General features: G+C 68.4%; 27 protein-coding genes. 17 read left to right on the top strand and 10 right to left on the bottom strand.

The annotated features are described in order from the left end of the window. Positions 1 to 34: 34 nt before the first annotated feature. Positions 35 to 988, bottom strand: a complete 954-nt coding sequence (locus tag HQ312_RS17525) for a manganese catalase family protein (protein WP_222639711.1) — start codon at positions 986 to 988, stop codon at positions 35 to 37. Positions 989 to 1195: 207 nt separating this feature from the next. Between HQ312_RS17525 and HQ312_RS17520 the strand changes: the two genes are divergently transcribed. Next, entirely contained in the window at positions 1196 to 1921 is a 726-nt protein-coding gene (locus HQ312_RS17520) for a YoaK family protein (RefSeq protein ID WP_222639708.1), read from the top strand. Positions 1922 to 1937: 16 nt separating this feature from the next. On the opposite strand, the gene HQ312_RS17515 is transcribed toward HQ312_RS17520, so the two are convergent. Further along, positions 1938 to 2510, bottom strand: coding sequence for a TetR family transcriptional regulator (locus HQ312_RS17515; protein ID WP_222639705.1), 573 nt, complete (start codon positions 2508 to 2510; stop codon positions 1938 to 1940). Positions 2511 to 2620: 110 nt separating this feature from the next. On the opposite strand from HQ312_RS17515, the gene HQ312_RS17510 reads away from it, so the two are divergent. The 7 genes from HQ312_RS17510 (at position 2621) to HQ312_RS17485 (ending at position 5778) form a co-directional block, all read left to right on the top strand. After that, positions 2621 to 3676 carry an NAD(P)-dependent alcohol dehydrogenase gene (locus tag HQ312_RS17510; RefSeq protein ID WP_222639702.1) on the top strand — a complete coding sequence of 352 codons (1056 nt, stop codon included), beginning with the start codon at positions 2621 to 2623 and terminating at the stop codon, positions 3674 to 3676. Between the two features lie 70 nt (positions 3677 to 3746). Then, a complete protein-coding gene (locus HQ312_RS17505; protein ID WP_197027715.1) occupies positions 3747 to 3893 on the top strand; it encodes a hypothetical protein in 147 nt (48 codons plus the stop codon). A gap of 9 nt (positions 3894 to 3902) precedes the next feature. After that, complete coding sequence (locus HQ312_RS17500) at positions 3903 to 4193, top strand: YrhK family protein (protein ID WP_308115770.1); 291 nt, start codon at positions 3903 to 3905, stop codon at positions 4191 to 4193. Between the two features lie 111 nt (positions 4194 to 4304). Next, positions 4305 to 4469 carry a hypothetical protein gene (locus HQ312_RS22035; protein ID WP_261776058.1) on the top strand — a complete coding sequence of 55 codons (165 nt, stop codon included), beginning with the start codon at positions 4305 to 4307 and terminating at the stop codon, positions 4467 to 4469. Further along, entirely contained in the window at positions 4466 to 4639 is a 174-nt protein-coding gene (locus tag HQ312_RS22030) for a hypothetical protein (RefSeq protein WP_261776059.1), read from the top strand. Before HQ312_RS22035 ends, HQ312_RS22030 begins: the two co-directional genes overlap by 4 nt. A gap of 137 nt (positions 4640 to 4776) precedes the next feature. Then, positions 4777 to 5133, top strand: coding sequence for a cyclophilin-like fold protein (locus HQ312_RS17490; protein ID WP_261776060.1), 357 nt, complete (start codon positions 4777 to 4779; stop codon positions 5131 to 5133). Positions 5134 to 5211: 78 nt separating this feature from the next. Further along, entirely contained in the window at positions 5212 to 5778 is a 567-nt protein-coding gene (locus tag HQ312_RS17485; RefSeq protein WP_027504369.1) for a hypothetical protein, read from the top strand. A 1-nt stretch (position 5779) separates the two neighbouring features. On the opposite strand, the gene HQ312_RS17480 is transcribed toward HQ312_RS17485, so the two are convergent. The 4 genes from HQ312_RS17480 to HQ312_RS17465 all read right to left on the bottom strand — a co-directional run bounded on the left by HQ312_RS17480 (position 5780) and on the right by HQ312_RS17465 (position 9948). Next, entirely contained in the window at positions 5780 to 6508 is a 729-nt protein-coding gene (locus HQ312_RS17480; protein ID WP_222639697.1) for an SDR family NAD(P)-dependent oxidoreductase, read from the bottom strand. A 71-nt stretch (positions 6509 to 6579) separates the two neighbouring features. Continuing rightward, positions 6580 to 8361 (bottom strand): FAD-dependent oxidoreductase, encoded by a 1782-nt coding sequence (locus HQ312_RS17475; protein WP_222639694.1) that lies wholly within the window; start codon positions 8359 to 8361, stop codon positions 6580 to 6582. Next, complete coding sequence (locus tag HQ312_RS17470) at positions 8358 to 9284, bottom strand: fumarylacetoacetate hydrolase family protein (RefSeq protein WP_222639691.1); 927 nt, start codon at positions 9282 to 9284, stop codon at positions 8358 to 8360. The genes HQ312_RS17475 and HQ312_RS17470 overlap by 4 nt, the downstream gene beginning before the upstream one ends. A 25-nt stretch (positions 9285 to 9309) precedes the next feature. Beyond that, positions 9310 to 9948 (bottom strand): VOC family protein, encoded by a 639-nt coding sequence (locus HQ312_RS17465; protein ID WP_222639689.1) that lies wholly within the window; start codon positions 9946 to 9948, stop codon positions 9310 to 9312. Positions 9949 to 10059: 111 nt separating this feature from the next. Here HQ312_RS17465 and HQ312_RS17460 point away from each other — a divergent pair, with 111 nt between their 5' ends. From HQ312_RS17460 to HQ312_RS17435, 6 genes are all read left to right on the top strand, one after another. Next, on the top strand, positions 10060 to 10647 hold the full coding sequence (locus HQ312_RS17460; protein ID WP_222639687.1) for a TetR/AcrR family transcriptional regulator: 588 nt from the start codon (positions 10060 to 10062) through the stop codon (positions 10645 to 10647). A gap of 140 nt (positions 10648 to 10787) precedes the next feature. After that, positions 10788 to 11312: a thioesterase family protein gene (locus HQ312_RS17455; protein WP_235578830.1), complete on the top strand. Its 525-nt coding sequence runs from the start codon at positions 10788 to 10790 to the stop codon at positions 11310 to 11312. After that, positions 11312 to 12802 carry an NAD(P)/FAD-dependent oxidoreductase gene (locus HQ312_RS17450; protein ID WP_222639684.1) on the top strand — a complete coding sequence of 497 codons (1491 nt, stop codon included), beginning with the start codon at positions 11312 to 11314 and terminating at the stop codon, positions 12800 to 12802. Before HQ312_RS17455 ends, HQ312_RS17450 begins: the two co-directional genes overlap by 1 nt. After that, on the top strand, positions 12799 to 14565 hold the full coding sequence (locus HQ312_RS17445) for an alpha/beta fold hydrolase (RefSeq protein WP_222639681.1): 1767 nt from the start codon (positions 12799 to 12801) through the stop codon (positions 14563 to 14565). Before HQ312_RS17450 ends, HQ312_RS17445 begins: the two co-directional genes overlap by 4 nt. Then, positions 14559 to 15392 carry an SDR family NAD(P)-dependent oxidoreductase gene (locus HQ312_RS17440; RefSeq protein ID WP_222627996.1) on the top strand — a complete coding sequence of 278 codons (834 nt, stop codon included), beginning with the start codon at positions 14559 to 14561 and terminating at the stop codon, positions 15390 to 15392. The genes HQ312_RS17445 and HQ312_RS17440 overlap by 7 nt, the downstream gene beginning before the upstream one ends. 34 nt (positions 15393 to 15426) lie before the next feature. Further along, positions 15427 to 16611, top strand: a complete 1185-nt coding sequence (locus tag HQ312_RS17435) for a CdaR family transcriptional regulator (RefSeq protein ID WP_222639678.1) — start codon at positions 15427 to 15429, stop codon at positions 16609 to 16611. On the opposite strand, the gene HQ312_RS17430 is transcribed toward HQ312_RS17435, so the two are convergent. Beyond that, positions 16555 to 17421: an SDR family NAD(P)-dependent oxidoreductase gene (locus HQ312_RS17430; protein ID WP_222639675.1), complete on the bottom strand. Its 867-nt coding sequence runs from the start codon at positions 17419 to 17421 to the stop codon at positions 16555 to 16557. The genes HQ312_RS17435 and HQ312_RS17430 overlap by 57 nt on opposite strands. 186 nt (positions 17422 to 17607) lie before the next feature. Between HQ312_RS17430 and HQ312_RS17425 the strand changes: the two genes are divergently transcribed. The 3 genes from HQ312_RS17425 (at position 17608) to HQ312_RS17415 (ending at position 20026) form a co-directional block, all read left to right on the top strand. After that, a complete protein-coding gene (locus HQ312_RS17425; protein ID WP_374198305.1) occupies positions 17608 to 18573 on the top strand; it encodes an acyl-CoA dehydrogenase in 966 nt (321 codons plus the stop codon). Beyond that, positions 18570 to 19322, top strand: a complete 753-nt coding sequence (locus tag HQ312_RS17420) for a PIG-L family deacetylase (protein ID WP_308123922.1) — start codon at positions 18570 to 18572, stop codon at positions 19320 to 19322. The genes HQ312_RS17425 and HQ312_RS17420 overlap by 4 nt, the downstream gene beginning before the upstream one ends. A gap of 161 nt (positions 19323 to 19483) precedes the next feature. Then, positions 19484 to 20026 (top strand): trans-aconitate 2-methyltransferase, encoded by a 543-nt coding sequence (locus tag HQ312_RS17415; RefSeq protein WP_222640420.1) that lies wholly within the window; start codon positions 19484 to 19486, stop codon positions 20024 to 20026. Here the strand turns inward: HQ312_RS17415 and HQ312_RS17410 are convergent, their stop codons facing one another. The 3 genes from HQ312_RS17410 to HQ312_RS17400 form a co-directional block, all read right to left on the bottom strand. Further along, on the bottom strand, positions 20027 to 20719 hold the full coding sequence (locus HQ312_RS17410) for a glycosyltransferase family 2 protein (protein WP_222639672.1): 693 nt from the start codon (positions 20717 to 20719) through the stop codon (positions 20027 to 20029). Between the two features lie 61 nt (positions 20720 to 20780). Further along, positions 20781 to 23168 (bottom strand): HAD-IC family P-type ATPase, encoded by a 2388-nt coding sequence (locus HQ312_RS17405; RefSeq protein WP_222639667.1) that lies wholly within the window; start codon positions 23166 to 23168, stop codon positions 20781 to 20783. Positions 23169 to 23204: 36 nt separating this feature from the next. Next, entirely contained in the window at positions 23205 to 23927 is a 723-nt protein-coding gene (locus HQ312_RS17400) for an ANTAR domain-containing protein (protein WP_222639662.1), read from the bottom strand. Positions 23928 to 24133: the final 206 nt, after the last annotated feature.

Below are 24133 nucleotides of genomic sequence, written 5' to 3'. Positions count from 1 at the left end.
GAGTCGCGCAGTGCCGCATCGGTGAACTGTCAGATCACTTCCCGAGTTCGCCGAACGTGGCGTCGATGTCGGCCATCTCCATCTCTGCGGTCTGCTGGATCAGCTCCATGAGCTCCGGATCGAGCCCGGGTGCGAACTCCTCCGGTCGCTCGGGCGCGATGTCGAGGGATGCACCCGCCGGCGCCTGTTCGCTCGCGTCGAGATCCGTTCCGTCCTTCGACGGCGACATGCCCTGGTAGATACGGCCCGCCTCGGACGCGCCGGTGAGGTCGAAGGTGTACTGCTTGCTCTGCAGGCCCATCTCCACGAGCTTCTGCACCTCGGGGAACTGCTCGGCGTTCGTCTTCGGAATGGGCAGCGTCTTCTTCCAGTCGACACCCAGTGTCTCGAGTGCCTTCGCGTAGCCGTTCTCGTGCGCCTGGTCCCGAACGATGAGGTAGGAGATGGTGGACCGGGCGGTCTTGTTGTCCGTCATCTCGTACATGCGGCACTTCTGCAGGCGGCCCGTCGATTCGAGCATCAGGTTGTACAGCAGATCGAGCACGAGGTTGCCCGAGTTGTAGACGTAACTGCCGCTCCACGGGTTGCCCACCGAGTCGACGGGCATCGCGCCCTGAGCACCGACGAGGTAGTGGTGGATGTTGCCCTCGGACAGGGCGATGTTCAGCGGCACGGCGCCGCCCGCGCCCGGTGTGTCGAGCGGATCGTTCTGCTTGCCCTGGTATCGCGGCGACCCGTCGAGCAGGCGAGAGATGGTGGTGCCGATGAGTTCGACGTGACCGATCTCCTCGGTACCGATGCCCTGGATCAGGTCCCGGTAGGGCTTGGCTGCGGCGCCGCGGAAGTTCATCGACTGGAACAGGTACTGCATCATCGTGCGCATTTCGCCGAACTGACCACCGAGGCCCTCCTGCAGCGCGTTCGCTGCGGCGGGATCGGGCTCGTCGGGAACGATGTCGTGGATCAGCTTCTGTACGTGCAGATACATGGGGCCTCCTCAGGCGTGGGGCGGAACTGCCGCCCACGCAGCACGGGTGCCCCGAGCCTGACCACCCTCAATCCTTCGGTGTTGTTCCAGCCTTCGGAGAACGCTGTTGTGACCCACCACATTTCACTGGTGTTAAGCATCTTTATTGTTCTGTGATACACGCCTCACGGAGCCGTCCGAGCACATTCCGTCCGGAGAATGACAGGTATGACCTCATCTGTGGCGATCAGCCGTGACACAGCAGTCGGCCCGGAAGCCCGGTTGTCCTGGATTCTGTCGGGCCTCGCCGGGATGGTCGGCGCCGTCGCATTTCTGCATTCCGCCGGATACTTCGTCACCTTCATGACGGGAAATACCGAACGCGCGGTCGTGGGACATTTCGGTGAGCCCGCCGGCAAGGAGGTGGCTCCGGGCGCATCTCCCTGGGCCGCACTGGCACTGATGGGATCGTTCCTGCTCGGCGTGGTCATCGCGTCGATCTGCCGACGGAAGTACTGGTCGAACCATCCGCACGGTGCCACCGTGGTGACGACGATCGCGCTCGCGGTGGCGGGGTCGATCGACATCGCACTGTCCGGGTGGTCGTCCGCCGACGTGAACTTCTATCCGATCCTTCTCATCGCTTTCGCGCTCGGCGCGTTGAACACCGCCTTCACCAAGAAGGAGGAGACCTACATTCCGCTGAGTTATGTCACCGGAACGCTGGTCAAGATGGGGCAGGGAATCGAACGCCATCTGTGCGGTGGCGGAACCCGCTACGACTGGCTCTGCTACCTCATGCTGCTGGGGTCGTTCTCGCTCGGCGGTGCGATCGGCGCTTTCATCGGCGTCGTCATCACCGGTCCCCAGGTGCTCCTGCTCGCCGCGCTGTTCAGCTTCGGCGCCACGATCTTCACCTTCACCCACACCGAACGGCAGACGGTCTTCGGCTGACAGGTGCCTCGTCGGCTCAGATCGCGTGGAACGCCCTCCGCGCTGTCGTTGCCAGTGCCGCTCGTCGGCGATCGTGGTCGGACGCGCTCTCACCCGCGTGCGCGGTGTGGACGATCGCGGACTGCGCCCACGCGGCGGCGAGCGACACCAGCATCGACCAGAGATCCTCCGCCGCGACGTCGTCGACGAGAGTGCCCCGCTTCTGTGCGTCGCGGATGGCGTCCAACTCGGCGCGACCGGCATCCTCGCGGTGCGCGAAGAGGGGGCCGATCGGAGTCCGCTCCAACCGCGCCCAGGTCACCAGGCGCACCAGCTCGGGATCGCCGATATACATGTCGTAGAGGGCCGCGACGTATCCGGGCAGGTCGTCCGCGTCGAGCGGGACGTCCGCCATGTCGACGTCCACCCGGTTGTCGAAGACCGCGTCGAACAGTGCCTGTTTGCTGCCGAAGTACGCATAGATCTGCGACTTGTTGATGGCGGCGTTCGCAGCGATGCGGTCGACGCGCGCCCCCGCGATGCCGTGCTCGGCGAACTCGGCCGTCCCTGCACGGAGTATTCGTCGTCTCGTCTCGGCGGCGTCACCCATGGGTCGAGCCTACGCAGTGACCAACTGGTTGGTCACTTCGATCGTTCTCGGTTACGCTTCCAACTAACCAGTTGGTTGCCACCGACCGGTCCACGTCGAAGGGACATCCAGTGCGAACCGTGGCCGCCTACAGCGCATCCGTACCCGGAGCCCCGTTGATCCGGGACTCGGTGGAGCAACGGGACCTGCGGGCCGACGACGTCGCCGTGCTCGTGAGCCACTGCGGTGTGTGCCATTCCGATCTGCACGCGCTCCGGGACGACGCGGGGTCCTTCCCGCTCACCCCGGGCCACGAGTTCGTCGGAACGGTGCTCGGCGTGGGCAGCGACGTCACGGACTTCGCCCCGGGGGACCCCGTGGCCGTCGGCAACATCGTCGACTCGTGCGGCGTGTGCGACATGTGCGCTGCGGGGCAGGAGAACTACTGCCGTGAGTTCCCCACCCTCACCTACGGCGGGCGGGACCGCGTCGACGGATCGACGACGGCAGGAGCCTTCTCGGCGGAGTACGTCGTGCGGGATCGCTTCGTCTACCACCGGCCGAAAGGCCTCGACGCGGCCGCGGTCGCTCCCCTGATGTGCGCGGGCATCTCGGTCTGGGAGCCGTTGCGCCGCTGGGGCGTCGGTCCAGGGTCGCGCGTCGGTGTGGCCGGAATCGGTGGCCTCGGTCATCTCGCCGTGCGATTCGCGGCGGCGCTGGGCGCCGAGGTCACCGTGTTCACCACCTCGTCGGCCAAGGCGGAGGAGGCGCGGGAACTGGGTGCTCACCACACCGTACGGTCGACCGACGACGCCGCGATGGCGGCGGTGCAGGGCGGACTGGATCTCGTCGTCGACTGCATCCCGGTCGCTCACGATCCGCAGCCGTACCTCGCGAGCCTGGCGCTCGACGGAACCCTCTGTCTGGTGGGCCACCTCGGCTCGGTCTCGATCGAGACGGTGGATCTCCTGGTCGGTCGCACATCGGTGAGCTCGTCCGGCAGCGGTGGTCGCCGGCACACGCAGGAGATGCTCGACTTCTGCGGCGACCACGGCATCACCGCGCAGGTGGAGGTGCTGCCGTCGGCCCTCGTCGGCATCGCTCTCGATCGCCTCGAGGCCGGAGACGTGCGCTACCGGTTCGTGCTCGACATGGGTGATCTGGTCGGCGACGGCACACCCGCCTGAGGGTTGCGGAATCGGGGCGCGGGGCATTCAGGGCGTGACCCGACCACCGATCAGAGAGCAGGACCCCGCGATGACGATGCCCAGTGATGCTGCGGACGCCGTGCCCGCCGCCGGAAGCAACGACGGACCGCGCGAGCACGAGCAGGACACCGAGCACACCGCGTACGTCGACGAGGAGAACGTGCCGCACCCCGGGGATGCGAACACCGACTCCTGATCGGCGACCGTGGGTATCGACACCAGCGGGAAGACGCTGACACTCACCATCGGACACGACGAGTTGATCGTCCGTCAGCGGTGGGAAGTGGTCAGCATCGTCAACGACATCGCGATCGCGGTGTGGTTCATCGCGGGCAGTGTGCTGTTCTTCTGTGAGTCGACCACCGAGCTCGGAACAGTCCTCTTCCTTGTCGGGAGCATCGAGTTGCTCGTCCGACCTGTCATCCGCCTCGTTCGACGGGTGCACATTCGGCGAGTACGTGGTGGCTCCGACGGAGTGGACAGCCTCGACTTCTGAGTGTCGTCGGGAGACCGCAAAGGGTGCCCTCGTAGGGACTCCCTCGCGTGCGATCACGTCTCTAGCGTTGGTGGGGCCAGACCAACCCTCCGACGTGACGAGGTACCAACCGTGAAGAGACCGTTCGTGATTGCCGCGCCGGCGGTCGCTGTGCCCGCACTGGGCGCGGCGTGTACGGCGTCGGAGGAGGCGAGCCCGCTGGTGGGGGAGTGGCGCATGACCGGGCTCGGCGTCGACCCTGCAGGTGGTACGAGTCGTTCCACGATGATCTCGTGACCGAGTCCGACGGAACCTCGGGGACGTTCACGATCTCGGTGGAGGCGGCTCCGGCGCGCGGTCTCATCGGGCAGACCCTTCATCGTGCATACGAGGTGGATGGTGACACTCTCGTTCCGACACCGAGCGATCCTGCCCACGGCTTCCGGGTCACCTACGAGCGTGGATGATGCGCCGCGGAGCGATTGCCCTCGCGTCCGCAGTCTCTCTGCTCGCCGGCTGCTCGGCTGAGAGCGACACCGTCGGTTCGTCGGCGTCGTCACCGGCGACCACGCAGCCGACCGCCGCAGAACCGAACGGAGAGACGATGCGCATCGCGATCGACGTCGAGGGCACCACGGTGATCGGAACCCTGAACGACAGTGAGGCGGCCCGCGATCTCGTGGCACTTCTGCCCGTGACGGTGGAGATGTCGGATCACGGCGGGGTGGAGAAGACGGGCCCGCTGCCGGCGGTGCTGAGCACGGACGGGTCTCCCTCAGGGGCGGATCCCGATCCCGGCGACATCGGGTACTACGCGCCGTCGAACGACGTCGTTCTGTACTACGGCGATCAAAGCTACTTCCCCGGCATCGTCGTACTCGGGACCATGGACCCGTCCGGAGTCGGCGTGGTCGGTGCGCTCGGTGGCACGGTGACGGTGACCATCACGTCGGCCGACTGATCGCGCCTGGCCTCACCACGGCCCATGTCTTCGGAGCCGAGCGTGAGTGCGGACGGTCCCGGGGCGCATACTTACCGGATGCCCCCCAACGCGAAGCGCACGATTCTGAGCAACGGCGCCGACCGCGTCACCGTCTTCCACGACGGGAGGGTGAAGGTCACCTCGAGTTCGCACGTCTGGGACATCGTTGATCGCGGACGCCACAGTGCCCTCGGCCAATACGTCACCCTCGCGCCCGCACCGGCCCGCCACGCGGACGTACGAGCGGACGACCGCGAGGCCGCGCCGGGCACCCCCGACTTCGTCGCCGAACTGAACCCCGAGTTGGGGTCGGCCGTCGCCGGAACCGCAGCGGCCACGAACGGCACCTTCGTCCAGTTCGTGCACGACGGGACCATCATCGTCGGCAACGACGGTCGCGACCTCGCCGAGACGTTCAACACCGGTCGCGAGGCCACCGAGGAGGCCGCTGCGGAACGCGGTGGCGCGGTGACCGTGACGTTCAAGGGATCATATCGGCCGCGTGACATCCGTGAGCACGACTGGCTCATCGAGATCCCCGTGAACGAGAAGCCGTTCAGCAATCGCCTCTACCGGGGGGACTACGAGAACTCGGAGAACAAGGTGGGTCCGCACCGCAGGTAGTTCACAGTCCACCGGCCACCCGGAGCACCGCACCCGTCACGTAACTCGCGTCCTCGGACATGAGCCAGACGACGGCTCCCGCGATGTCGTCGACGGTGCCCGCTCGACCGAGCGGCACCGTCGGGGCGACCTGCGCAGGCCGGTCCGGCTCCTGGTGGAAGTCGGTCCAGATCGTGCCGGGCGACACGGCGTTCACGCGAATCGCGGGGGCAAGTTCCTTCGACAGTCCGAGTGTCAGTGCGTCGACTCCGGCTTTCGCTGCCGCGTAGTGGACGTACCTCGACGGACTTCCGAGCGTCGCGGCCGCGGACGAGATCGAGACGATCGATCCACCGCCCTGTCTCATGAGTGCTGCCTGCGCGAACTTGCAGCAGACGATCACTCCGAAGAGGTCGACGTCGAGGTCCCGGTGGATCGCCGCGAGGTCGTTGTCCTCGAGCCGCCCCACTGCGGTGGCCGCGCCGGCGTTGTTCACCACCCCGGTCACCGGCCCGAACGCCTCCGCTGCCGCGAAGAACGCGGCGACGGAATCCTCGTCGACGATGTCGACCGCGCAGCACAACGCGCGGCGACCGAGGGCTGTGACGTCAGCTGCGACGGCGTCGGCCGAGTCCGCGTCGGAGTGGTAGCCGATCACCACGTCCCACCCGGCGCGGGCCAGGGCCAGGCTGATGGCCCGTCCGATCCCGCGTCCACCGCCGGTCACGATGGCGACCCTCGTGTCAGTCATGGGCACAGTCAACCCCGCCGGTTCCGGTGCTGCCGAAGGAATCGGAGCGCGGAACCCTCGACATGCCGCTGTCACCGCATCGGATAGTGCTGGCGCCACCGTTCGAGAAACGTCGTCAGCTCGGCTACGCCCGACGACGCCGGCGAGGTCGTACGCCAGGCCACGTGCCCGTCCGGGCGGACCAGCACGGCTCCCTTCTCGCCGACCTCCAGCAGGTCGATCAGTCGACGTCGGTCTGCGGGATCCGGTGCGTCGACGGGGGCCACCACGACGCCCGGGCCCACGATGCGGTGAGTGCCGAGCTCGTTCTCCCACCCGTCGTCGTCGAGGGCGAGGAGGGTCAACGAGGTCCGGTGGAGTACGTCGTGGATGCCCGTGGTGAGCCCGCGCGTCGAGATCATCGCGTGGGGAAGCCGGGCGCCGGGGTAGGTGGTGGGGAGATAGTCGACCACGTCCTCGGGCGGCCGCACTGCAGGGTCGTCGTCGGCGACGAGGTCGCTCGTGTGCAGATAGCCGAACTGCAGACCGGTGGAGACGAAGTGTTCGATCTGACCGGGCAACGCCTCCGCGATCTGCCCGCGCAGTGCCGTCGAACCCGGAGCCCGAGGATGCAGTCGCCGCGCTCGACGCATCTGCCGACGCATCATCGCCGTGGCCATCGGCGCGACGAGCCGGTCGGGGAGCGACGCGAGCGGTGCACGCGCCGCGACCCGGGTCGCGACCGCCAGCATCCTGTTGGTGATGCCGATGCGTCCACCGATGTCGTCGAGCCGGAAATGGTTGGCCACACTCTGCTCCGCGAACTTCTCCACCACCGGTCGGCGTTCCGTCTCGTAGGTGTCGAGCAGAGTGGGAGAGGCAGTGCCGGACAGCACCGCGTCGAGCTTCCACGCGAGATTGTGCGCGTCCTGCACCCCGGAGTTCAGGCCGAAGCCGCCGGTGTGCGGGAATCGATGCGCAGCGTCACCGAGGAGCAGGAGCCGCCCGCGGCGGAACGAGTCCGCGGTCTGCGACGTCATCACCCAGGTGCCGGTCGACTCCAGCTCGAAGTCTTTGTCACCGAGCACCTTCGGCAACATGTCGGCCCAGAACTGGCGGCTGTTCGCGGCGATCTCCTGGGCCGGGTGCAGGTAGGCCGTCATGAGGATGTACCGGTGATCGGCGTGCGAGATCAGGACGCCGCATAGATCCGGCGTGTAGATCCAGCTCAGAAGTGGACGAGCGTCGTCCGGGAACAGCGTGTGCGAGGTGAAGAACGCGCTGCCCATGTTCGCCAGGACCGGCCCGTCGAGGTCGATTCCACTGGCATCGCGAACAGGGCTGTTGGCCCCGTCGCACCCCAAGACGTACCGAGCGGTCAGCTCTCCGTCGTCATCTCCACTGCGCGTTCGCACTCGGGCGACCTCGGGTGTGGACTCGACATCCAGAACCGTGACGCCGCGGCGGAAGTCGATGAGCGGGTCCTCGTCCAGCGCGTTCCACAGCACGGGCATGAGCAGGTGCTGTCCGATGTGCGAGACCATGTACGGGCTCTGGCTCTCGACGACTGCTTTCCTATCGGGATCGGACAGCAGGTCGATGGACCCGATGGGGCCGTCGCCGATGCCGCCGAACCAACTGATGAGGTTCACCTCGTCGTGCGGAGGCGACATCGACGCGATGGCCGACGCGAGATCGGGGCTGTACTCGTGCCAGATCTCGAGAGTGCGGGCATTGATCACGTGTGCGGCCGGATGGAAGAGCGGCGTGGCTCGACGCTCCAGGACAGTGGTGCGGATACCCCTGCGAGCCAACAGCAGTGCGGCTGTGGCGCCTGCCGGACCCGCGCCGACGATCACCACCGGAGTCGTCATCGGACGACGGTCCGCTGAGTGCCGAGGTCGATGGTGCCGTCGGCCGTGCGGATGGTGGCGGTCACGACGTCGTCGACGGAGAGATAGTGGGGATTGCGCGCCTGTCGAGCGAAGAAGATCTTCCACTTGACCGCCGGCGGAAGGAGTTCGCCGATCTTCTGCACGATCTTCGGTGGGGCGGAGATGGCGGTTCCGACGGGCGTGCCCGTCAGGAGAACGTCTCCTGCGGAGAGGGACTGGAAACGAGACAGGCGGGTGAGTGCCTCGGCGGGTGGCGTGATCAGGTCATCGCCGATGGTCTGATCCTGACGGACGTCGCCGTTGACGGACAGGGTCATGTGCAACTCGGGGAGCCGCGCCCAGTCTGCTGCGTCGAACAGGACGAGTCGCGGGCCGAGTGGCGTGAAGGTGGGATAGGACTTGCTCTCGTAGACCTGGACGCGGGTCAGCTGGATCTCGCGCGCCGACACGTCGTCGGCCACGACCACCCCCGCGGCGTAGTGCGGCAGGGTGTCCTGCGTGACCGTGGTCCCGACAGGGACGTCCGCCCCGATGACGATGCCCAGCTCGATCTCGTGATCCAGCAGGGCGACCTCGGCGGGTTGGCGGATCGGGTCGTTGGGGCCGCTGATGGAGGCCGACGATTTCCGGAAGAACGTGGGGTACAGCGTTGCCGGGTCGGCTCCGATGTCCAGCGCGTGCGACCGGTAGTTGAGCAACTGAGCCACGACGCGGCACGGTGCGGTGATCGGCGAGAGGACGTCGAGATCCGCCACGACGGCGTCCTCGCCGTGTGCGCTCTCGACGGCCGCACGATCGGCGAGCAGATCACGGGTGGTGTCGGCCGTGGTGTCGATCCGGGCCGCGGTCTCACCGTGCAGGCGCCACCATCCCTCGGCAGTGCGAACAATGTTCACGGGCATGGTGATTCGCTTTCTCGAGAAGGGATCACAAGGTACGGAACGAGATGGTCTTCTTGTTCGCCACGACCGGCCGGCCCGGCCTGGTCCCGGCCTCCCGCCGCCGCAGCTCCTTCGGCGACTCGCCGTTGCGCAGTCGGCTCAGCAGGTAGTCGGGGTCGATGTTCACGCCGATCGGATTGCGGGCGAACTCGTCGCTGTAGAAGAACGCCGCGGTGTGATCCGGGTCGAAGTTCTCCACCTGGAACTCGAGTCGGATGCCGTCGGGATCCTCGTAGTAGAGGGAGATGGTCGGGCCGTGGTTGATGGACCAGACCGGGCGGATGCCCTGGCGCTTCAACCGCACGTAGTTCTCGAGCAGCCGTTCGAGGGACGTGAAGGTCAGCGCGATGTGGTCGATGCCGTAGACCTTGCGCTTGAGCCTCGCGAGCGGGAAGAGAAGCCGCAGAACCGGGGGCACGGCGATGATCGCCAGGCGGTGCGACTCGTCGTCCCAGGTCAGGAACGTGATCTCGTCGTCCTGATACGCGACCTGCGCCCCGAAGACGGTGCCGTACCACCGCACCATCTCGTCGGTGCGAGTCGATTTCACCACCCAGTGGGCGATGCGATCCGGTCCGTGCCTGCCGAGACCGGCCGAGCCGGTGTGGTCACCCGTCGCGTTCATCGTCGCCTCTCGTCGTGGGGAAGTGACCGCGACGCTACGAGCACTTTGACTGTCAGTCAAGAAATTGACTCGTGCTCGAGGTGCGGGGCGGGGTGCACTACCCTCGGTGCCATGTCCGCGAACCCCCCCGACGGCGCGCGTCGTCCGCGACGGGATCGTCGACAGGCACTCATCGATGCGGCCATCGCCCTCATGAGCGAGGGCGGCGACGCGGACATCAGCGCGGCCGCCATCTCCCGGCGGGCCGATGTGGCCCACGGGTTGCTGTTCTACTACTTCACCGACAAGCAGGGCCTGGTGGCCGCGGCGCTCGCAGACGTGTTGTCGCGCTTGGTGCATCACCAGAGCCCGAGGGTGGACGAGCAGACTCCGGAGCAACGCCTCGACGGTTTCGTCCGACGGCACATCGAGTTCCTGGAGAACCATCGGACGCTGTACGTCCGCGTCGTCGTCGAGGGCGTGCTGGGAGATCAGGCCGTCGAACGTGCGCTCCGCGAGGCACGCGCGGCAGGCGCGCGTCAGGTGGCGGACATCGTCGGACTGGAGCAGCCCCTGACTCCGGTGATGCAGACGGCGGTCGTCGCCTGGACGGGATTCCTCGACCGGGCGGCCGACGAGTACGTCGAGCGCGACGACCTGTCGCTCGACGACGTCGTGGACCTCGTGGTGAGAGCCTTCGGCGTGGTCACCGGGCACTGACGCCGCGCATCCCTCGTGGCGGTGGGCACGTGCACAACGCAACGTGCGGCGCCGTGTCGCGACAGCCATCGTGCGCGACGCTCCCGAAGGCCACACTCGAGTGATCGATACCGTCGTCCGGCGAGGAGTGGCCCGTGATCATGATGCTGCGCTGGGTCCTCCGCATGCACTCGTTCGGACGGACGGCGCGAGTGGGTGATCCTCTCGAGACACGGTTCCGCGTACTCCCGGCGGATCTCGACATCCTGATGCACATGACCAACGGCCGGTACCTGTCCGTTCTGGACGCGGCCCGCATCGCGTACTACGCGAGAACCGGTCTGTGGCACCAATTCCGCGTGCGGGGCTGGAGTCCCGTCGTCACGGCGCAGAGCATCACCTACCGGCGCTCGCTGACCTTCCCGCGTGCGTATCGCGTGCGGACCCGTCTGATCGGTACCGATGCCAAGAACCTGTACTTCGAGCAGGTCTTCCACATTCGCGACGTCGACCATGCCACCGCGGTGGTGTCCGTCCGACTGACCGATCGGGGCGGCGGGTCGGTGCCGCCGGCGCGGATCCTCGCTCTCGACGGCACGTTCGTGCTGCCCGACCGCATCCCGACAGCAGTCGCGGAATGGTCGGAGTTCGCCCGTCACCACCACGCAGGGAAAGAGGGTCAGTGATGACATCGTCCGGGACCACCACGAGTTCCGACCACCACACGCTGGCGGTCATCGGCTCGGGTTTCGCGGGAGTCGGAGCAGCGATCGGGCTGGCACCGTTGCACCAGGGGAGCGTCGTCATCTTCGAGCGCGCGGCGACGCTCGGCGGGGTGTGGCGCGACAACGACTATCCGGGTGCTGCGTGCGACGTCCAGAGCCTCCTCTATTCGTTCTCGTTCGCTCCCAGCCACCGGTGGCGTCACACCTACGCACGGCAGCCCGAGATCCGCGAGTACCTCGACCGGGTGGCGCGGGACCACGGGTTGCTCCCGCGACTCCGGACGCAGTGCCCGGTCACGTCCCTCACCTGGGACGCGAGCGCGGCGCGATGGACTCTCGAGACGCCGCGCGGGACGTCGACCGCGGATCACGTCGTTCTCGCCACGGGGTCCCTCGCCGACCCCTCTCTCCCCGCCGTCGACGGCATCGAGTCCTTCGCGGGTCCGATGTTCCACTCGTCGCAGTGGGACCACGACACGGATCTGACGGGTATGCGCGTCGCCGTCGTCGGTACCGGTGCCTCCGCGATCCAGTTCGTCCCGAGAATCCAACCGCTGGTGGAGTCCCTGACCCTGTTCCAGCGCACGGCACCGTGGGTGATGCCGCGCGACGACAAGCCCATCTCCGCACGCACGCGGACCCTGCTGAAGTCGGTTCCCGGATACCAGCGTGCTGCGCGCGCGGCCATCTACCTCGAGCGGGAGGTGAAGCTCCTGGCCTTCCGGCACCCTGCGTTGATGGCGATCGGGGAGCGCGAGGGTCGTGCGCACCTCGCACATGCCGTGAGCGATCCTGTTCTGCGGCAGAAACTCACACCGGACTATCGGATGGGCTGCAAGCGGATCCTGTTGTCCGACGAGTACTACCCGGCCCTGGCGCAACCCAACGTGTCCGTCGAGACGGCGGGCGTGGCGACGGTGACTCCCACCGGAGTGATCGACACGAACGGCACCGCGCACGAGGTGGACGCCGTCATCTTCGGCACCGGGTTCGACACCAGTCGACTTCCGCTGACGGACAGTGTCTTCGACGGGTCGGGTCGATCGATGGCGGACACGTGGGGCGACAGTCCGCGGGCCTACCTGGGAACGACCGTCGCGGGATTCCCGAATCTCTATCTGATGCACGGACCGAACATCGCACTCGGCCACACGTCGGTGATCCTGATGTTCGAGTCTCAGATCGCATACATCGAGAAGGCGATGCGTCGTGCGATGACCGCACGCGGTTCCATCGAGCCGACCGCCCGGGCGCAGGCCGAGTACTCGACCGACATCGACGACCTCACCGACGGGACGGTGTGGACGAGCGGTGGGTGCTCGAGTTGGTACCTCGACCCCGCCGGCCGCAACAGCAACCTCTGGCCGGGCAGCATCCTCGGGTATCGACGCCGTGCCGCGCGATTCGACGAGAAGCACCACGCGGTCCACACGGACGCGGTGCCGCGATGAGCGAGCCCGTCGTCCTCCTGCACGGACTCGGCGGGTCGCCTGCGATCTGGGATCGCGTTCGACCGCTGCTCACCGGTACGGTGCTCGCGCCCGAGATCGCGGGTACCGCGTCGATCGAGCAGGACGCCCTCGACATCGCCCGGGCGGTCCGGGCCGCCGGCATCGGTCCCGCTGTCGTGGTGGGGCACTCGCGCGGCGGACTCGTCGCCACGTCCCTGGCGGAGCAGTTCCCGGGCCTCGTGACCCGTCTGGTGCTGGTCGCGACTCCGCCGACCACGGCGAGTCGGCTGACGGCCAGAGGTGTCTCCGAGATGGTTCTCGGTGTGCCGGTCCTCGGCGCCGCGGTGTGGACGATGCTGCCCGAGCGCAGGCTCCGGTCCGGTCTCGCGTCGGCGTTCGCTCCCGGTGGTCCGGTTCCCGAGTTCGCGGTGCGGGACCTCGTGGCGACGGGACTGCGCCGGTTCCGCGCGTCCTCGACGGCGATCGACCACTACGTGACCGAAGCGCCGCTGAGAGAACGACTGTCGAGACTGCCCGTCCCGGTCTCACTGGTGTACGGCCTGAACGACCGACGTGTGGATCCGGCCGCGATGGCCGACAGTGCACGCGGCCCGCGCACCACCGCGTATCCGCTGCGGCGCGAGGGGCACGGTGCCCCGTGGAGTTCGGCCGGTGCCGTGGCCGCCGTGATCGCCGGCGACGCGCACCCGAGCGAGGCCGTCCGACCCACTTCCACGGTGGCTCCGCGACTACGCCCGGTCCGGTGGACTCCACCGAGCGCGCCGGCCCGAGCACGGCAGGTGACGAGCAGGGAGCCGGTGGCGTCGATCCGGCGTCTCGAACTACCGGGCCGCGGGCCGGAGGACGTCAGGCTGGACTCGCGGGGGCGAGTACTCACCGGCCTGGAGGACGGGCGCATCGTCCGGGTCACCATCGACGACACCGGTCACGGCGTCGAGACTCTCGCGCACACGGGAGGTCGACCGCTCGGCATCACCGTCGTCGACGACGCCACGTTGCTGGTGTGCGATGCCGAACGAGGTGTTCTCCGCGTGGATCTCGGCACCGGGGTGGTCGACGTCCTTCTCGACCGACTCGACGGCGAACCGATCACCTTCGCGTCGAACATCGTCCAGGGGCGGTCGGGAAACATCTACTTCACGGTGTCCACCCGGCGGTTCGGGTTCCACGACTTCCTCGCCGATCTCCTCGAGCACTCCGGCACGGGCCGGCTGGCGGTGGTGTCGCCCGACGGCGCCGCGCGCACGCTCGTCGACGGTGTCCAGTTCGCCAACGGGCTGGCGGTCTCGCACGACGAGGATTCCGTCACCGTGATCTCGACAGGCGACTTCGCCGTACTGCGGTACCCCCTCGTCGACGGTCACGCCGGACCGCCGCATGTCGTCGCCGACAACCTGCCCGCCTTCCCCGACAACGTCTCGGTCGACGGTGACCTTCTGTGGGTGGCCCTGGCGACGCCGCGCAGCACACTGCACGATCGGGTCGCGCAGCTCCCCGGCATCGTCCGGAGGTTCGCGTACCGCCTCCCCGAGAGTGTGCGACAGGGCGAGTCCACGACGTGGGTGATCGCTCTCGACTCCGGCGGCACGGTCGTGCACGACCTGCAGTCGGCATCTCCCGAGTACTCGATGGTGACCAGCGTGGTCCGACGCGGCACGCAGCTGATTCTCGGAAGCATCACCGAATCCGCGCTGGCGGTCGTCGACCTCCCGCCCACGTCACAGGGGAGAGTCGAATGGTGAGCAGCCTCGACGGCCAGGTCCTCGTCGTCACGGGCGCGGCCGGAGGCATCGGTTCCGCAACGGCGCGGCGGTGCTCGGACCTCGGTGCGATCGTCGTCCTGCTCGACGTGGACGAGGGCGGTCTGACCCGCACCGCGCGGTCGCTGACGGGCCCGTGCGACACCCACGTGCTCGACGTCCGGGACGCCGATGCCTGCCGCCGTGTGATCGACACCGTCGTCGCCGAGCGGGGGCGGGTCGACATCGTGTGGGCCAATGCCGGTGTGTCGGAGTACGGTCCGCTCGACCTTCTGCCCGACGGAGCGTGGAAGCGCATGATCGACATCAACCTGGTCGGTGCCCACAACATCGTGCGGGCCGCGCTCCCGGCTGTCCTGGTCTCGCGCGGCCACATCGCCTTCACGTGTTCCTGGGCGTCCTTCGCTCATCAGCCCGGCCACTCGGGCTACGCCGCGGCGAAGGCCGGGCTGGAAGCGTTCGCGAACGCCCTTCGACTGGAACTCAGCGGCACCGGAGTGCGCGTCGGATCCCTGCACCCGGGATGGATCGACACGTCGATGGTCACGGGAAAGATGGCGCAGCCCGCGTTCGCGGCCCTGCTCGCCGCCCTTCCCGGCCCGTTCGGTGCGGTCAGCCCCGTCGACGACATCGTTCCGCACATCGTCCGCGCGCTGGAGCGGCGGTCGTCGCGCATGGTGTACCCGAGAGCCGGCCGCGTCCTCCTCGTTCTCCGTGCCGCGCTCCCGACGGCACCGTTCACTGCCCGGAGTCGAGCAGCAGCTCCGCGGATTCGTGCGCTCGCTGCTCGGGATGTGCGACGCTCGTGAACCGGACAGGCAGGGTGGTGGAAGAGGAGGCGCGATGAGCGACCGGACGGGTACTCCGCGGGAGCGGGAGATCGCCGCGCGCATCGCCTCCCTCGTCACCGACGCCGAGCAGCAACTCGATGCCATCGCGTCGGACCTGACGTCGTTGTACCGCAGAAGCATTCCGGTGTACGACTCGGTGGCGCACGAGGAGGTACAGCGCAACACGCGCGCCGTCCTGGACATCGTGCTGTGGCGAGTGCGTAGCGATGCACCTGCCGTGAACGAGCGGGACGTCGCCGACCTGGTCCGGCGGTGGGCCGATCAGCGGATCCCCCTCGAACTCGTCGCACACAGCATCCAGCTCGGTGCCCGCGAGCTGTTCAAGATGATCCGGCGCAACGCCGTCGAGCAGCAGTTGTCGACCGATGTCATCGACGACATGCAGGACATGATGTGGGAGTGGGCCACGTCGTACTCGGCCGCCGTGAACACGGTGATGCAGGAACGAGCGGTCACGGGTGCCACCCGGCGTGCGGATCTCATCCGGCAGCTCGTCGACGGGTCGTACGTGCCCGCGTCCGTCGAGCGGGACGCCCGTGAGCACGGTATCGCGCTCGATCACCACTACAGCGTCGCCTGTGTGACCTGGAACGACTCGTCGATCGTGTCGGATATCCGGTCGATGCTGCGACTACGTTGCGGCACCGACGATCTCGGCGTGGTGGACGCGGTCATCGACGGCTGTCTCGTCGCCCTTCTGCCCGTGGTTCCGGACCGCCTCGCGGCCTCGGTGGCGGTCGGTCTGGGCGATGCTCGACCGGCCACGGACGCGCGCGCGTCGTACGGGCAGGCGCGGCACGCACTCGACCTCGCCACCCGCTTCGCGAGGACTGGGGTGGTCGACCTGGCCGCACTCGGACCGCTTCCTCTCCTCGCGCTGGGGGAGGAGGCCGCGGATCGACTCGCGTCCGCGCATCTGACCACGGTGGCCGAACGCGGCGAGGCGGGTCGCGAGATCCTGGACACCGTCGCGGCGTACCTCGACCACGATCGGCGCGTCGACGACACCGCCGCCGCCCTCTTCGTGCATCGCAACACCGTGCGCAACAGGGTGGCGCGTTTCGGTGATCTGACGGGCCTCGACATCGACCGGACAGCCGATCTCGTCCTCGCGTGGTGGCTACTGACGCGTGAGCGCAGCGCGCGCTCGGCTCTCCAGGATCCCCCGCTCCAGTAGTGGAACCGTCTTCCGCATCTTCGGACGGAGAATCGCGTCCCACAGCGAGCCGGTGAACACACCGCGGATCTTGTCGACGCCGCGCAGAGCGCCCGGCACGTACACCTTCCGGCGGCGCCGGACGATGGCGTCGACGAACGCGTCGGCGCAGTCCTCGACGTCGGTGACGACATCGAACGGCCAGGGCAGTTCCTCGATGCTCGCCCGCACCGACTCGATGCTGTGCTGCGACTCGAACATCGGAGTCCGGACGAATGCGGGATGCGCGACCCCGACGCCGACGCCCTTGTGTGCCACCTCGAGGCGCAGTCCGCCGCCGAATGCCTCGACACCCGTCTTGGCGGCCGCGTAGGCGGACTGGCCCGGCACGGTCTTCAGGGCGGCCGCGGACGAGACCAACAGATAGAAGCCGCGCTGTGCGGTCACGGCGGGCAACGTGGCGTGCACGGTGCGGATGACGCCGTTCAGATTGATGTCGACGATGCGGGTCAGTGTCTCGACGTCGCTGATGGCGACGGTGCCGGCCTCGGCGATGCCCGCATTGGCCAAGACCACGTCGAGGCACCCGTACTCCGAGAGGATCTGTGCAACAGCTGATTCGAGCGACGCGGTGTGCGTGACGTCGGCGGTCACGGCCAGGTGCCGGCCGTGAGCGCTGGTGTCCAGGCTCCCGATCACCGATGCGGGTATATCGGATCGGTCCACGAGCACCACGTGCGCGCCCTGCGACGCGAGTCGGCGTCCGGTCTCGAGACCGATCCCGGACGCACCGCCGGTGATGAGTACGACCTTGCCTGCCATCGATGCCATGCGCTGTCCTTCACGGGTCGTCGTTCGCGGTCCCCTCAGCGTCGCCCGGCGAGCAGCCCCGCGACAGGTGCGTGACTCCACGTCGGGTCGGCCTGCGCTGTGCAGCCGCACAGCGAGCGATCGACTGGTCTGCGTAGGTCTGACGCCGATCGGGTACCCCGCGGAACGACGACAGGAGCAACTCACGTGAGTACGGACGATCTCGACCCCGGTGTCGCCGCGGCCGTACGGTCCCGCATCGCGTCCGCTGGTGAGATCCCGCTGCCGGGGTCCGGTGCGACCAGGCGACGCTGGGATCTGCTGACCGCGTGGTGCCGCGACGACGCGGTGGTCGGCCGGTTGCTCGAAGCCCACTTCGACGCCGTCGCCATCTGCGCCGAGCTGGGTGGTCCCGCGACCTCGTCCGAGCAGATGTGGGGAGTGTGGGCCGCAGAGACGCCGCCGCCGGTGGACGCGGTCTCCGACGCGCACGGTTCCTGGTCGCTGACCGGCCGGAAGATGTGGTGCTCGGGCGCCCACAGTTGCTCGCACGCGCTGGTGACCGCACGGGCGGGGGAGGACTCCGCCTTGTTCGCCGTGGCGCTGGACAGCGGCACCGTGACCCCTGAGCCGAACACGTGGCACGCGACGGGAATGCGCGAGAGCGATTCCGGCGCAGTGTCTCTCGCGGGAACGTCCGCGGTCGCGGTGGGGCAACCGGGTGACTACACCGCGCGTGCCGGATTCTGGCACGGTGCGATCGGGGTGGCCGCCTGCTGGTTCGGGGTGGCACTCGCCGTCGCCGACCCGCTCTACCGCCGGGCCGCTGCGGACCGGGCCGGACCGCATGCGCTCGCGCACCTCGGAGCAGTGGACGCGGCACTGACGGCCTGTGTCAACACCTTCGACGTCGCTGCCGACGAGGTGGACCGAGACCCACTGGCTCTGGACGAGGCGAGAGTCCGCGCCATGCGGGTTCGCGCCATCGTGGAGCGGGCTTGCACCGAAGTTCTCGACCGGGTCGGCCGCGCGCTGGGTGCGGCACCCCTCGGTCTGGACGCGGAGCACTCCCGCCGGGTGGCAGACCTGACGACGTATCTTCGCCAGAGCCACGCCGAGGTCGATCTGGAGAACCTGGGCCGGGCGGTCGCGGCGTCGGGTTCTGCATCGTGAGTGTGGACAGGTTCACGGAACGCCCGGTGGCACAGCGTGGAACGCCGGAGTCCGTGTGGCGCGAGAATGGTCCGACGTACCCCGACCTGGTCCACGACGGGCTGGCGCATCTGGTCCTCGTCGCTCCGCACCCTGACGACGAAGTCCTCGGTCTGGGCGGCTGGGCATCGATGCTGGCCGCATCCGGTGTTCCGGTGACGGTGGTCGCCGTCACCGACGGGGGCGCGTCTCACACCCCCACGCCCGCGCGGTCGCGCGCCGACCTGGAAGCGGTGCGCAGAGCCGAGAGTGCGTCGGCGCTGGTGGATCTCGGTATCGTCGACATCCGTCGGCTGAGCATGCCCGACGGACAGGTGGCCGAGCACGAGCGCGCCCTCGTCGACGCTCTCGTCGACGTGCTCGACACCGTGGGGCGCGGTACGACGGTGTGGTGCGCGACGACGCTGCGCGGCGACGGCCACCCCGATCACGAAGCGGTCGGGCGCGCGTCGGCCGCGGCGGCGAGCCGGAACGGGTGCACGCTCGTCGAGTACCCGGTGTGGATGTGGCACTGGGCAGAACCGGGGGACGAGGCCGTGGACTGGGAGTCGGCCCGCACGATCACGCTCGACGCGGACGCGATCGCGCGCAAGGAGGTAGCGGTGAGCAGATTCGTCAGCCAGACGACTCGGGACGGGAACGAGGACGAGATCCTCCCGCCGTGGGTTCTGGAGCGGCTCCTGCGTTCTCGCGAGACGGTGTTCGTGTGAGCGGGCAAGCCGGAGGCCGGTCGGAATCGGGCGGGCAGGCCGGAGGCCGGTCGGAATCGGGCGGGCAGGCCGGAGGCCGGTCGGAATCGGGCGGGCAGGCCGGAGGCCGGTCGGAACCGGGCGGGCAGGCCGGAGGTGTGCCGGCGAGTTATTTCGAGCGCATGTACGAGGCCGATCCGGACCCGTGGGGGTTCGAGAGCCGGTGGTACGAGCGACGCAAGTACGCCCTCACGATGGCAATGCTTCCGAACGAGCGGTACCGGTCGGCCTTCGAGCCGGGGTGTTCCGTCGGAGTTCTGTCCGAACTCATCGCGGGCCGAGCCGATCGCCTGCTCTCCACGGACATCGCGGAGGCACCGTTGCGTCGCGCGCGGGAGCGTGGGATTCCGAACGTGGAGTTCCGCCGAGAGTCGCTGCACGACGGGTGGCCGGACGAGCAGTTCGATCTCGTCGTGCTGAGCGAGATGTGTTACTACGTCCACCCGACGGAGCTCGACGCTCTGGTGTCGAAGGCGGTCGATGCGGCAGAGCCCGGCGGAACCGTGTGCGTCGCGCACTGGCGCCACGACGTTCCGGAGTACCCGAGCACTGCGGCCGAGGTGCACACCGCGTTCCGCGCGTCACCGCACCTGCTCCTCCGGGCGGAGTACCGCGACGACGACGTTCTCGTCGACGTCTTCACGCGGGGTACCGGCGCACACTGATCAGGCGGTGACGGGAATCGCCATCTCGTCGAGGAACGTGGCGAAACCACCTGTGGTGCGCGTACTGGTGCGGGCCGACGTGGTCACGCACGGAGCCCCGGTGCGGCGTATGCGGTACCCCCGGCGTCCGAGTCGCTCGACCAGATCGACGTCCTCGTGGACGGCGAGCGCACGGAATCCGCCGACCGCCCGGTAGGCGTCGGCGCGCACCGCGAGGTTGGCTCCGTGGACCTGCAGGAGACCGCGTCGTTCACGGTCCGCGTAGTCGCGCCGGAATCGCCGGAGCACGACGGGATCACGCAGGCCCTCGTCGACGCGCACCGCTCCGGGGACGACGTGTGCCTGCGCAGCGCACGCCACGATCGATCGGAAGTGGCCGGGGTCGACCAGCGAATCGGCGTCGGTGTTGACGTACCAGGTGGACGATCCGGCGCTCGACGTCTCGGACCGGAACCCCAGGGCCCGTGCAGCTCCCACGTTCGCGACGTCCGTCGTGACGCACCGGACGCCCCCACCCACCACCTCCGCGGTGCGGTCACTGCAGGCGTCCAGCACCACCACCAGTCGGACGGGGACCGGCGACAGCGTGCGAGCGGTGCGCAGGGCATCGAGGCACGCAGACAGCGACGCGTCCTCGTTGTGGGCGGGCACCACTGCGACGATGCGCTCGACCCGGGCCGGCGTGAAATGCACACCTGTGAAATGCCCGATTACCATCGTCGCCAATCATGCGCAGCGCGCGGTGCTGTGCGCGCTACGCCGTGCGGTGCGCGCGGCGCCGCATGGCGGGGCGTACCGCCTCCAGGACCGCGATACCCACTGCCGCGGAGACGAAGGCGAGCACGGTGTAGGACACGTTGCCCGCATCGAGCTCGAAGAAGCGGGCGAGCGGCGGCACGGTGAAGATGACCGCGTAGGCCGCCACGGACACGGTCAGCAGAGTCACCTTCCACCACTGCATGGGCCGGGCCACCGTCCCGAGGACCCACATCGCGACGACGATCAGCGTGATGAGCGCCGAGGTGCTCGACTGGATCCGGTCCGCCCGCGAGGCATCGGGTCCGTCGTAGGTGGCGAGGTAGGTCGCGAACGTGGCGACACCCACCACCAGTCCGGCGGGGACCGCCTTGCGCAGCACCCGAGGGACGAAGCCGGAGCGGGCCCGTTCGTTGTTCGGCGCCAGCGACAGCAGGAACGCGGGAATGCCGATGGTGAACCACGCCGCGATGGTGACGTGGCGGGGAAGAAACGGGTAGGGCAGCGGGTCGACGTTCACGACCAGGGACAGCAGACCGGACAGCCCGACGAGGACCGCGAGCACCACCGAGTAGACCGTCTTGGTGAGGAACAGCGTGGAGACCCGTTCGATGTTGCCGATGACTCGTCGACCCTCGGCCACCACGTGGGGCAGCGTCGAGAAGGCGTTGTCCAGCAACACGATCTGCGCCACGGACCGCGCCGCGGGACTTCCCGCGCCCATGGCGACACCGATGTCGGCCTTCTTCAGTGCGAGAACGTCGTTGACGCCGTCACCCGTCATGGCCACCGTGTGACCACGGCTCTGCAAGGCGGTGACCATGTCCCGCTTCTGTTCCGGGCGTACCCGTCCGAACACGGCATGACGCTCCATGGTGTCCGCGAGATCGTCCGTGTTCGACGGGAGACTGCGAGCGTCGACCGCATCGCCCGACGGCAGCGCGTCGAGCGACCCGGCCACCGCGCCCACGGACACCGCGTTGTCGCCGGAGATGATCTTGACCTGGACGGCCTGATCCGCGAAGTAGTTCAGTGTGTCGCCGGCGTCCGCCCGGATCTTCTGCTCGAGCACGACGAGGGCTCGGGGCGTCACGACACCCGGCGCGTCGGCGTGATCCATCGGGAGGTCGCTGGTGGCGAAGAGCAGCACCCTCTTTCCGGCCGCGCCCAGCTCGGTGGCGCGTGCGGAGGCCTCCGATGCCGGATCCAGCAGCACGTCCGGAGCACCGATCAGGTAGTTGCCCGCGTCGGGGAAGGAGACTCCGCTCCACTTCTTCTCCGACGAGAACGGAGCCCGCGCGGACGCCGTCCGGGCAGGCGCGGTCGGAAGCGCGTCGGCGACGGCGATCATGCTGGCGTTCGGTCGATCGTCGTCGGCGACGACGGCGGACAGGTCGCGCCGGACGTCCTCGTCGGACTCGGCCGACAGCACGAGGAGGTCCGACATGACCATCGCGTTCTCGGTCAGCGTTCCGGTCTTGTCGGCGCACACCACGTCGATACGGGCCAGCCCCTCGACCGCCGGAAGCTCCTGCACGAGGCACTGTCGACGTCCGAGGCGGACCACGCCGACGGCGAAGGCCAGTGAGGTGAGCAGGACCAGTCCTTCCGGCACCATCGGGACCAGCGCCGCCACCATGCCGTTGAGCGCGGGGCCGAGCGGCTGGCCCGTGACGACGAGCTGGTTGACGACGATGACGATGCCGGCCGGGACCATCACCCGGGTGATGTGGCGGAGGATGCGGTCGATACCGGACCGGAGTTCGGAGTCGATGAGCGTGAACTTGCCTGCCTCCTCGGCCAACTGGGCCGCGTACGCTTCCCTCCCCACCTTGGTGACGCGGTAGGCTCCGCGGCCGGCGACGACGAACGACCCGGAGAACACGGAGTCGCTCGGGGTCTTGGTCATCGAGTCGGACTCACCCGTCAGCAGTGATTCGTCGACGTCGAGCGAGTCCGCCTCGATCACGTCGCCGTCGACGATGATCTGATCGCCCGGACCGAGTTCCACGACGTCGCCGAGCACCACCTCGTGGGGAGCGAGGTCCCGTGCACGGCCGTCTCGTCGCACGAGGGGCCGACTCTGGCCCACGATGGCGAGCGCGTCGAGGGTGCGCTTCGCGCGCAGTTCCTGGATGACGCCGATCCCGCTGTTGGCGACGATGAGCAGACCGAACATCGCGTCGATGATCGATCCGGTCGACAGCACGATGACGAGAAGTACCGCCAGAATCGCGTTGATGCGCGTGAAGATGTTGCCGCGCAGGATGTCTGCGACCGACCTCGAGGAGCGGGCCGGCACGTCGTTGGACCGACCCTGCGATGCGAGGGTCTCCGCTTCCGCTGTGGTGAGTCCGACTGCGGTGGGGACGTCGCTCGACAGCATGAAGGGGAGCCTAGTGGGTGTCGGCGACGACGGTCGTCAGCCTCGTTGGTCGTCCAGCACCCGTCGAGCCTGCTCGGTGACCGTGGTCCCAGCGCTGTAGGCCTGTGCTCGCAGCAGTGCCGACGCGGCCTGGACGCCGAGGTGGTGCCGAGCGACCACCACGCCGATCGCCAGGTGCACGGTCGACAGGTCGAAGCCGTGGTCGGGCCCGCCGTCGACGGCCGTGAGGACAGTGTCTCCGTCCAGGTCGTCGCACAGGGGAACTCGCGGCGCCAGCAACTCCGGGCGACGTTCCACGAGCGCTGCGATGGCGGCGTCGGAGTGCGTGCTGCTGCGGCGTCGACCACGCCAGTACATCTGGAGCGTTCCCAGGGGGGTGGCGGGTGTACCGATGGGGAACGTCGCGACCTCGACCACTCCGAGGGTCGCCAATTCGTCGACGAGAGTGGTCCAGCGGACGCCGTGGTCAGGGTCCTCGACATCGAGTCGGCTGTGTCCCGCTCCCGCCATCGACTCGGTGTGCGGTCCGCAGCCGAGCAGGTACTGGAGGTCGGCCAGCCGCTCCGCCAGGTCGTCCGTCGCGTACGTGACGAGCCGGACGTCGGCATCGGCCGCCGATTCCGCCACCACGGCGGCTCCGTCCGCCCGGCACCACTGCACGCACGCGGCCAGCCATGTCTCCGCAGTGCGTCCGGACCGCAGGGCGCCCGTGACGCGTTCGTCGGGTGGATGGGGCTCGCGGGCCGAGTTCGATGCCATGGGGCGTCCTTCGCTGCGTTCGTGTAACCGGTTCGTGGACCGCAGCTGAGGGTGTGTCTCGCCGTTCATCGTGTACCCGTCCGTCGGCTCCGCACACCACATCCGGCCGGTGTCCTCGAACACGGGCGCCCACTCACCGGGTGTCGGCGGTCACCCGAGTGGTCGACACGCTCGGAAGACCCACGACGACATGCGGTGCTGTGCGC

Source organism: Rhodococcus sp. BP-316, from assembly GCF_019836105.1.
In the GTDB taxonomy this organism is placed as follows: Bacteria; Actinomycetota; Actinomycetes; order Mycobacteriales; family Mycobacteriaceae; genus Rhodococcoides.
The sequence above is the reverse complement of the archived record's forward strand: the minus strand, read 5'-3'. Positions and strand labels throughout refer to the sequence as shown.

Coding starts and splice junctions, on each gene's coding strand:
- HQ312_RS17525 (WP_222639711.1), bottom strand. CDS start 988: ATGTATCTGCACGTACAGAAGCTGATCCACGACATCGTTCCCGACGAG.
- HQ312_RS17520 (WP_222639708.1), top strand. CDS start 1,196: ATGACCTCATCTGTGGCGATCAGCCGTGACACAGCAGTCGGCCCGGAA.
- HQ312_RS17515 (WP_222639705.1), bottom strand. CDS start 2,510: ATGGGTGACGCCGCCGAGACGAGACGACGAATACTCCGTGCAGGGACG.
- HQ312_RS17505 (WP_197027715.1), top strand. CDS start 3,747: ATGACGATGCCCAGTGATGCTGCGGACGCCGTGCCCGCCGCCGGAAGC.
- HQ312_RS17490 (WP_261776060.1), top strand. CDS start 4,777: ATGCGCATCGCGATCGACGTCGAGGGCACCACGGTGATCGGAACCCTG.
- HQ312_RS17485 (WP_027504369.1), top strand. CDS start 5,212: ATGCCCCCCAACGCGAAGCGCACGATTCTGAGCAACGGCGCCGACCGC.
- HQ312_RS17480 (WP_222639697.1), bottom strand. CDS start 6,508: ATGACTGACACGAGGGTCGCCATCGTGACCGGCGGTGGACGCGGGATC.
- HQ312_RS17475 (WP_222639694.1), bottom strand. CDS start 8,361: ATGACGACTCCGGTGGTGATCGTCGGCGCGGGTCCGGCAGGCGCCACA.
- HQ312_RS17470 (WP_222639691.1), bottom strand. CDS start 9,284: ATGCCCGTGAACATTGTTCGCACTGCCGAGGGATGGTGGCGCCTGCAC.
- HQ312_RS17465 (WP_222639689.1), bottom strand. CDS start 9,948: ATGAACGCGACGGGTGACCACACCGGCTCGGCCGGTCTCGGCAGGCAC.
- HQ312_RS17460 (WP_222639687.1), top strand. CDS start 10,060: ATGTCCGCGAACCCCCCCGACGGCGCGCGTCGTCCGCGACGGGATCGT.
- HQ312_RS17455 (WP_235578830.1), top strand. CDS start 10,788: ATGATGCTGCGCTGGGTCCTCCGCATGCACTCGTTCGGACGGACGGCG.
- HQ312_RS17450 (WP_222639684.1), top strand. CDS start 11,312: ATGACATCGTCCGGGACCACCACGAGTTCCGACCACCACACGCTGGCG.
- HQ312_RS17445 (WP_222639681.1), top strand. CDS start 12,799: ATGAGCGAGCCCGTCGTCCTCCTGCACGGACTCGGCGGGTCGCCTGCG.
- HQ312_RS17440 (WP_222627996.1), top strand. CDS start 14,559: ATGGTGAGCAGCCTCGACGGCCAGGTCCTCGTCGTCACGGGCGCGGCC.
- HQ312_RS17435 (WP_222639678.1), top strand. CDS start 15,427: ATGAGCGACCGGACGGGTACTCCGCGGGAGCGGGAGATCGCCGCGCGC.
- HQ312_RS17430 (WP_222639675.1), bottom strand. CDS start 17,421: ATGGCATCGATGGCAGGCAAGGTCGTACTCATCACCGGCGGTGCGTCC.
- HQ312_RS17415 (WP_222640420.1), top strand. CDS start 19,484: ATGTACGAGGCCGATCCGGACCCGTGGGGGTTCGAGAGCCGGTGGTAC.
- HQ312_RS17405 (WP_222639667.1), bottom strand. CDS start 23,168: ATGCTGTCGAGCGACGTCCCCACCGCAGTCGGACTCACCACAGCGGAA.
- HQ312_RS17400 (WP_222639662.1), bottom strand. CDS start 23,927: ATGGCATCGAACTCGGCCCGCGAGCCCCATCCACCCGACGAACGCGTC.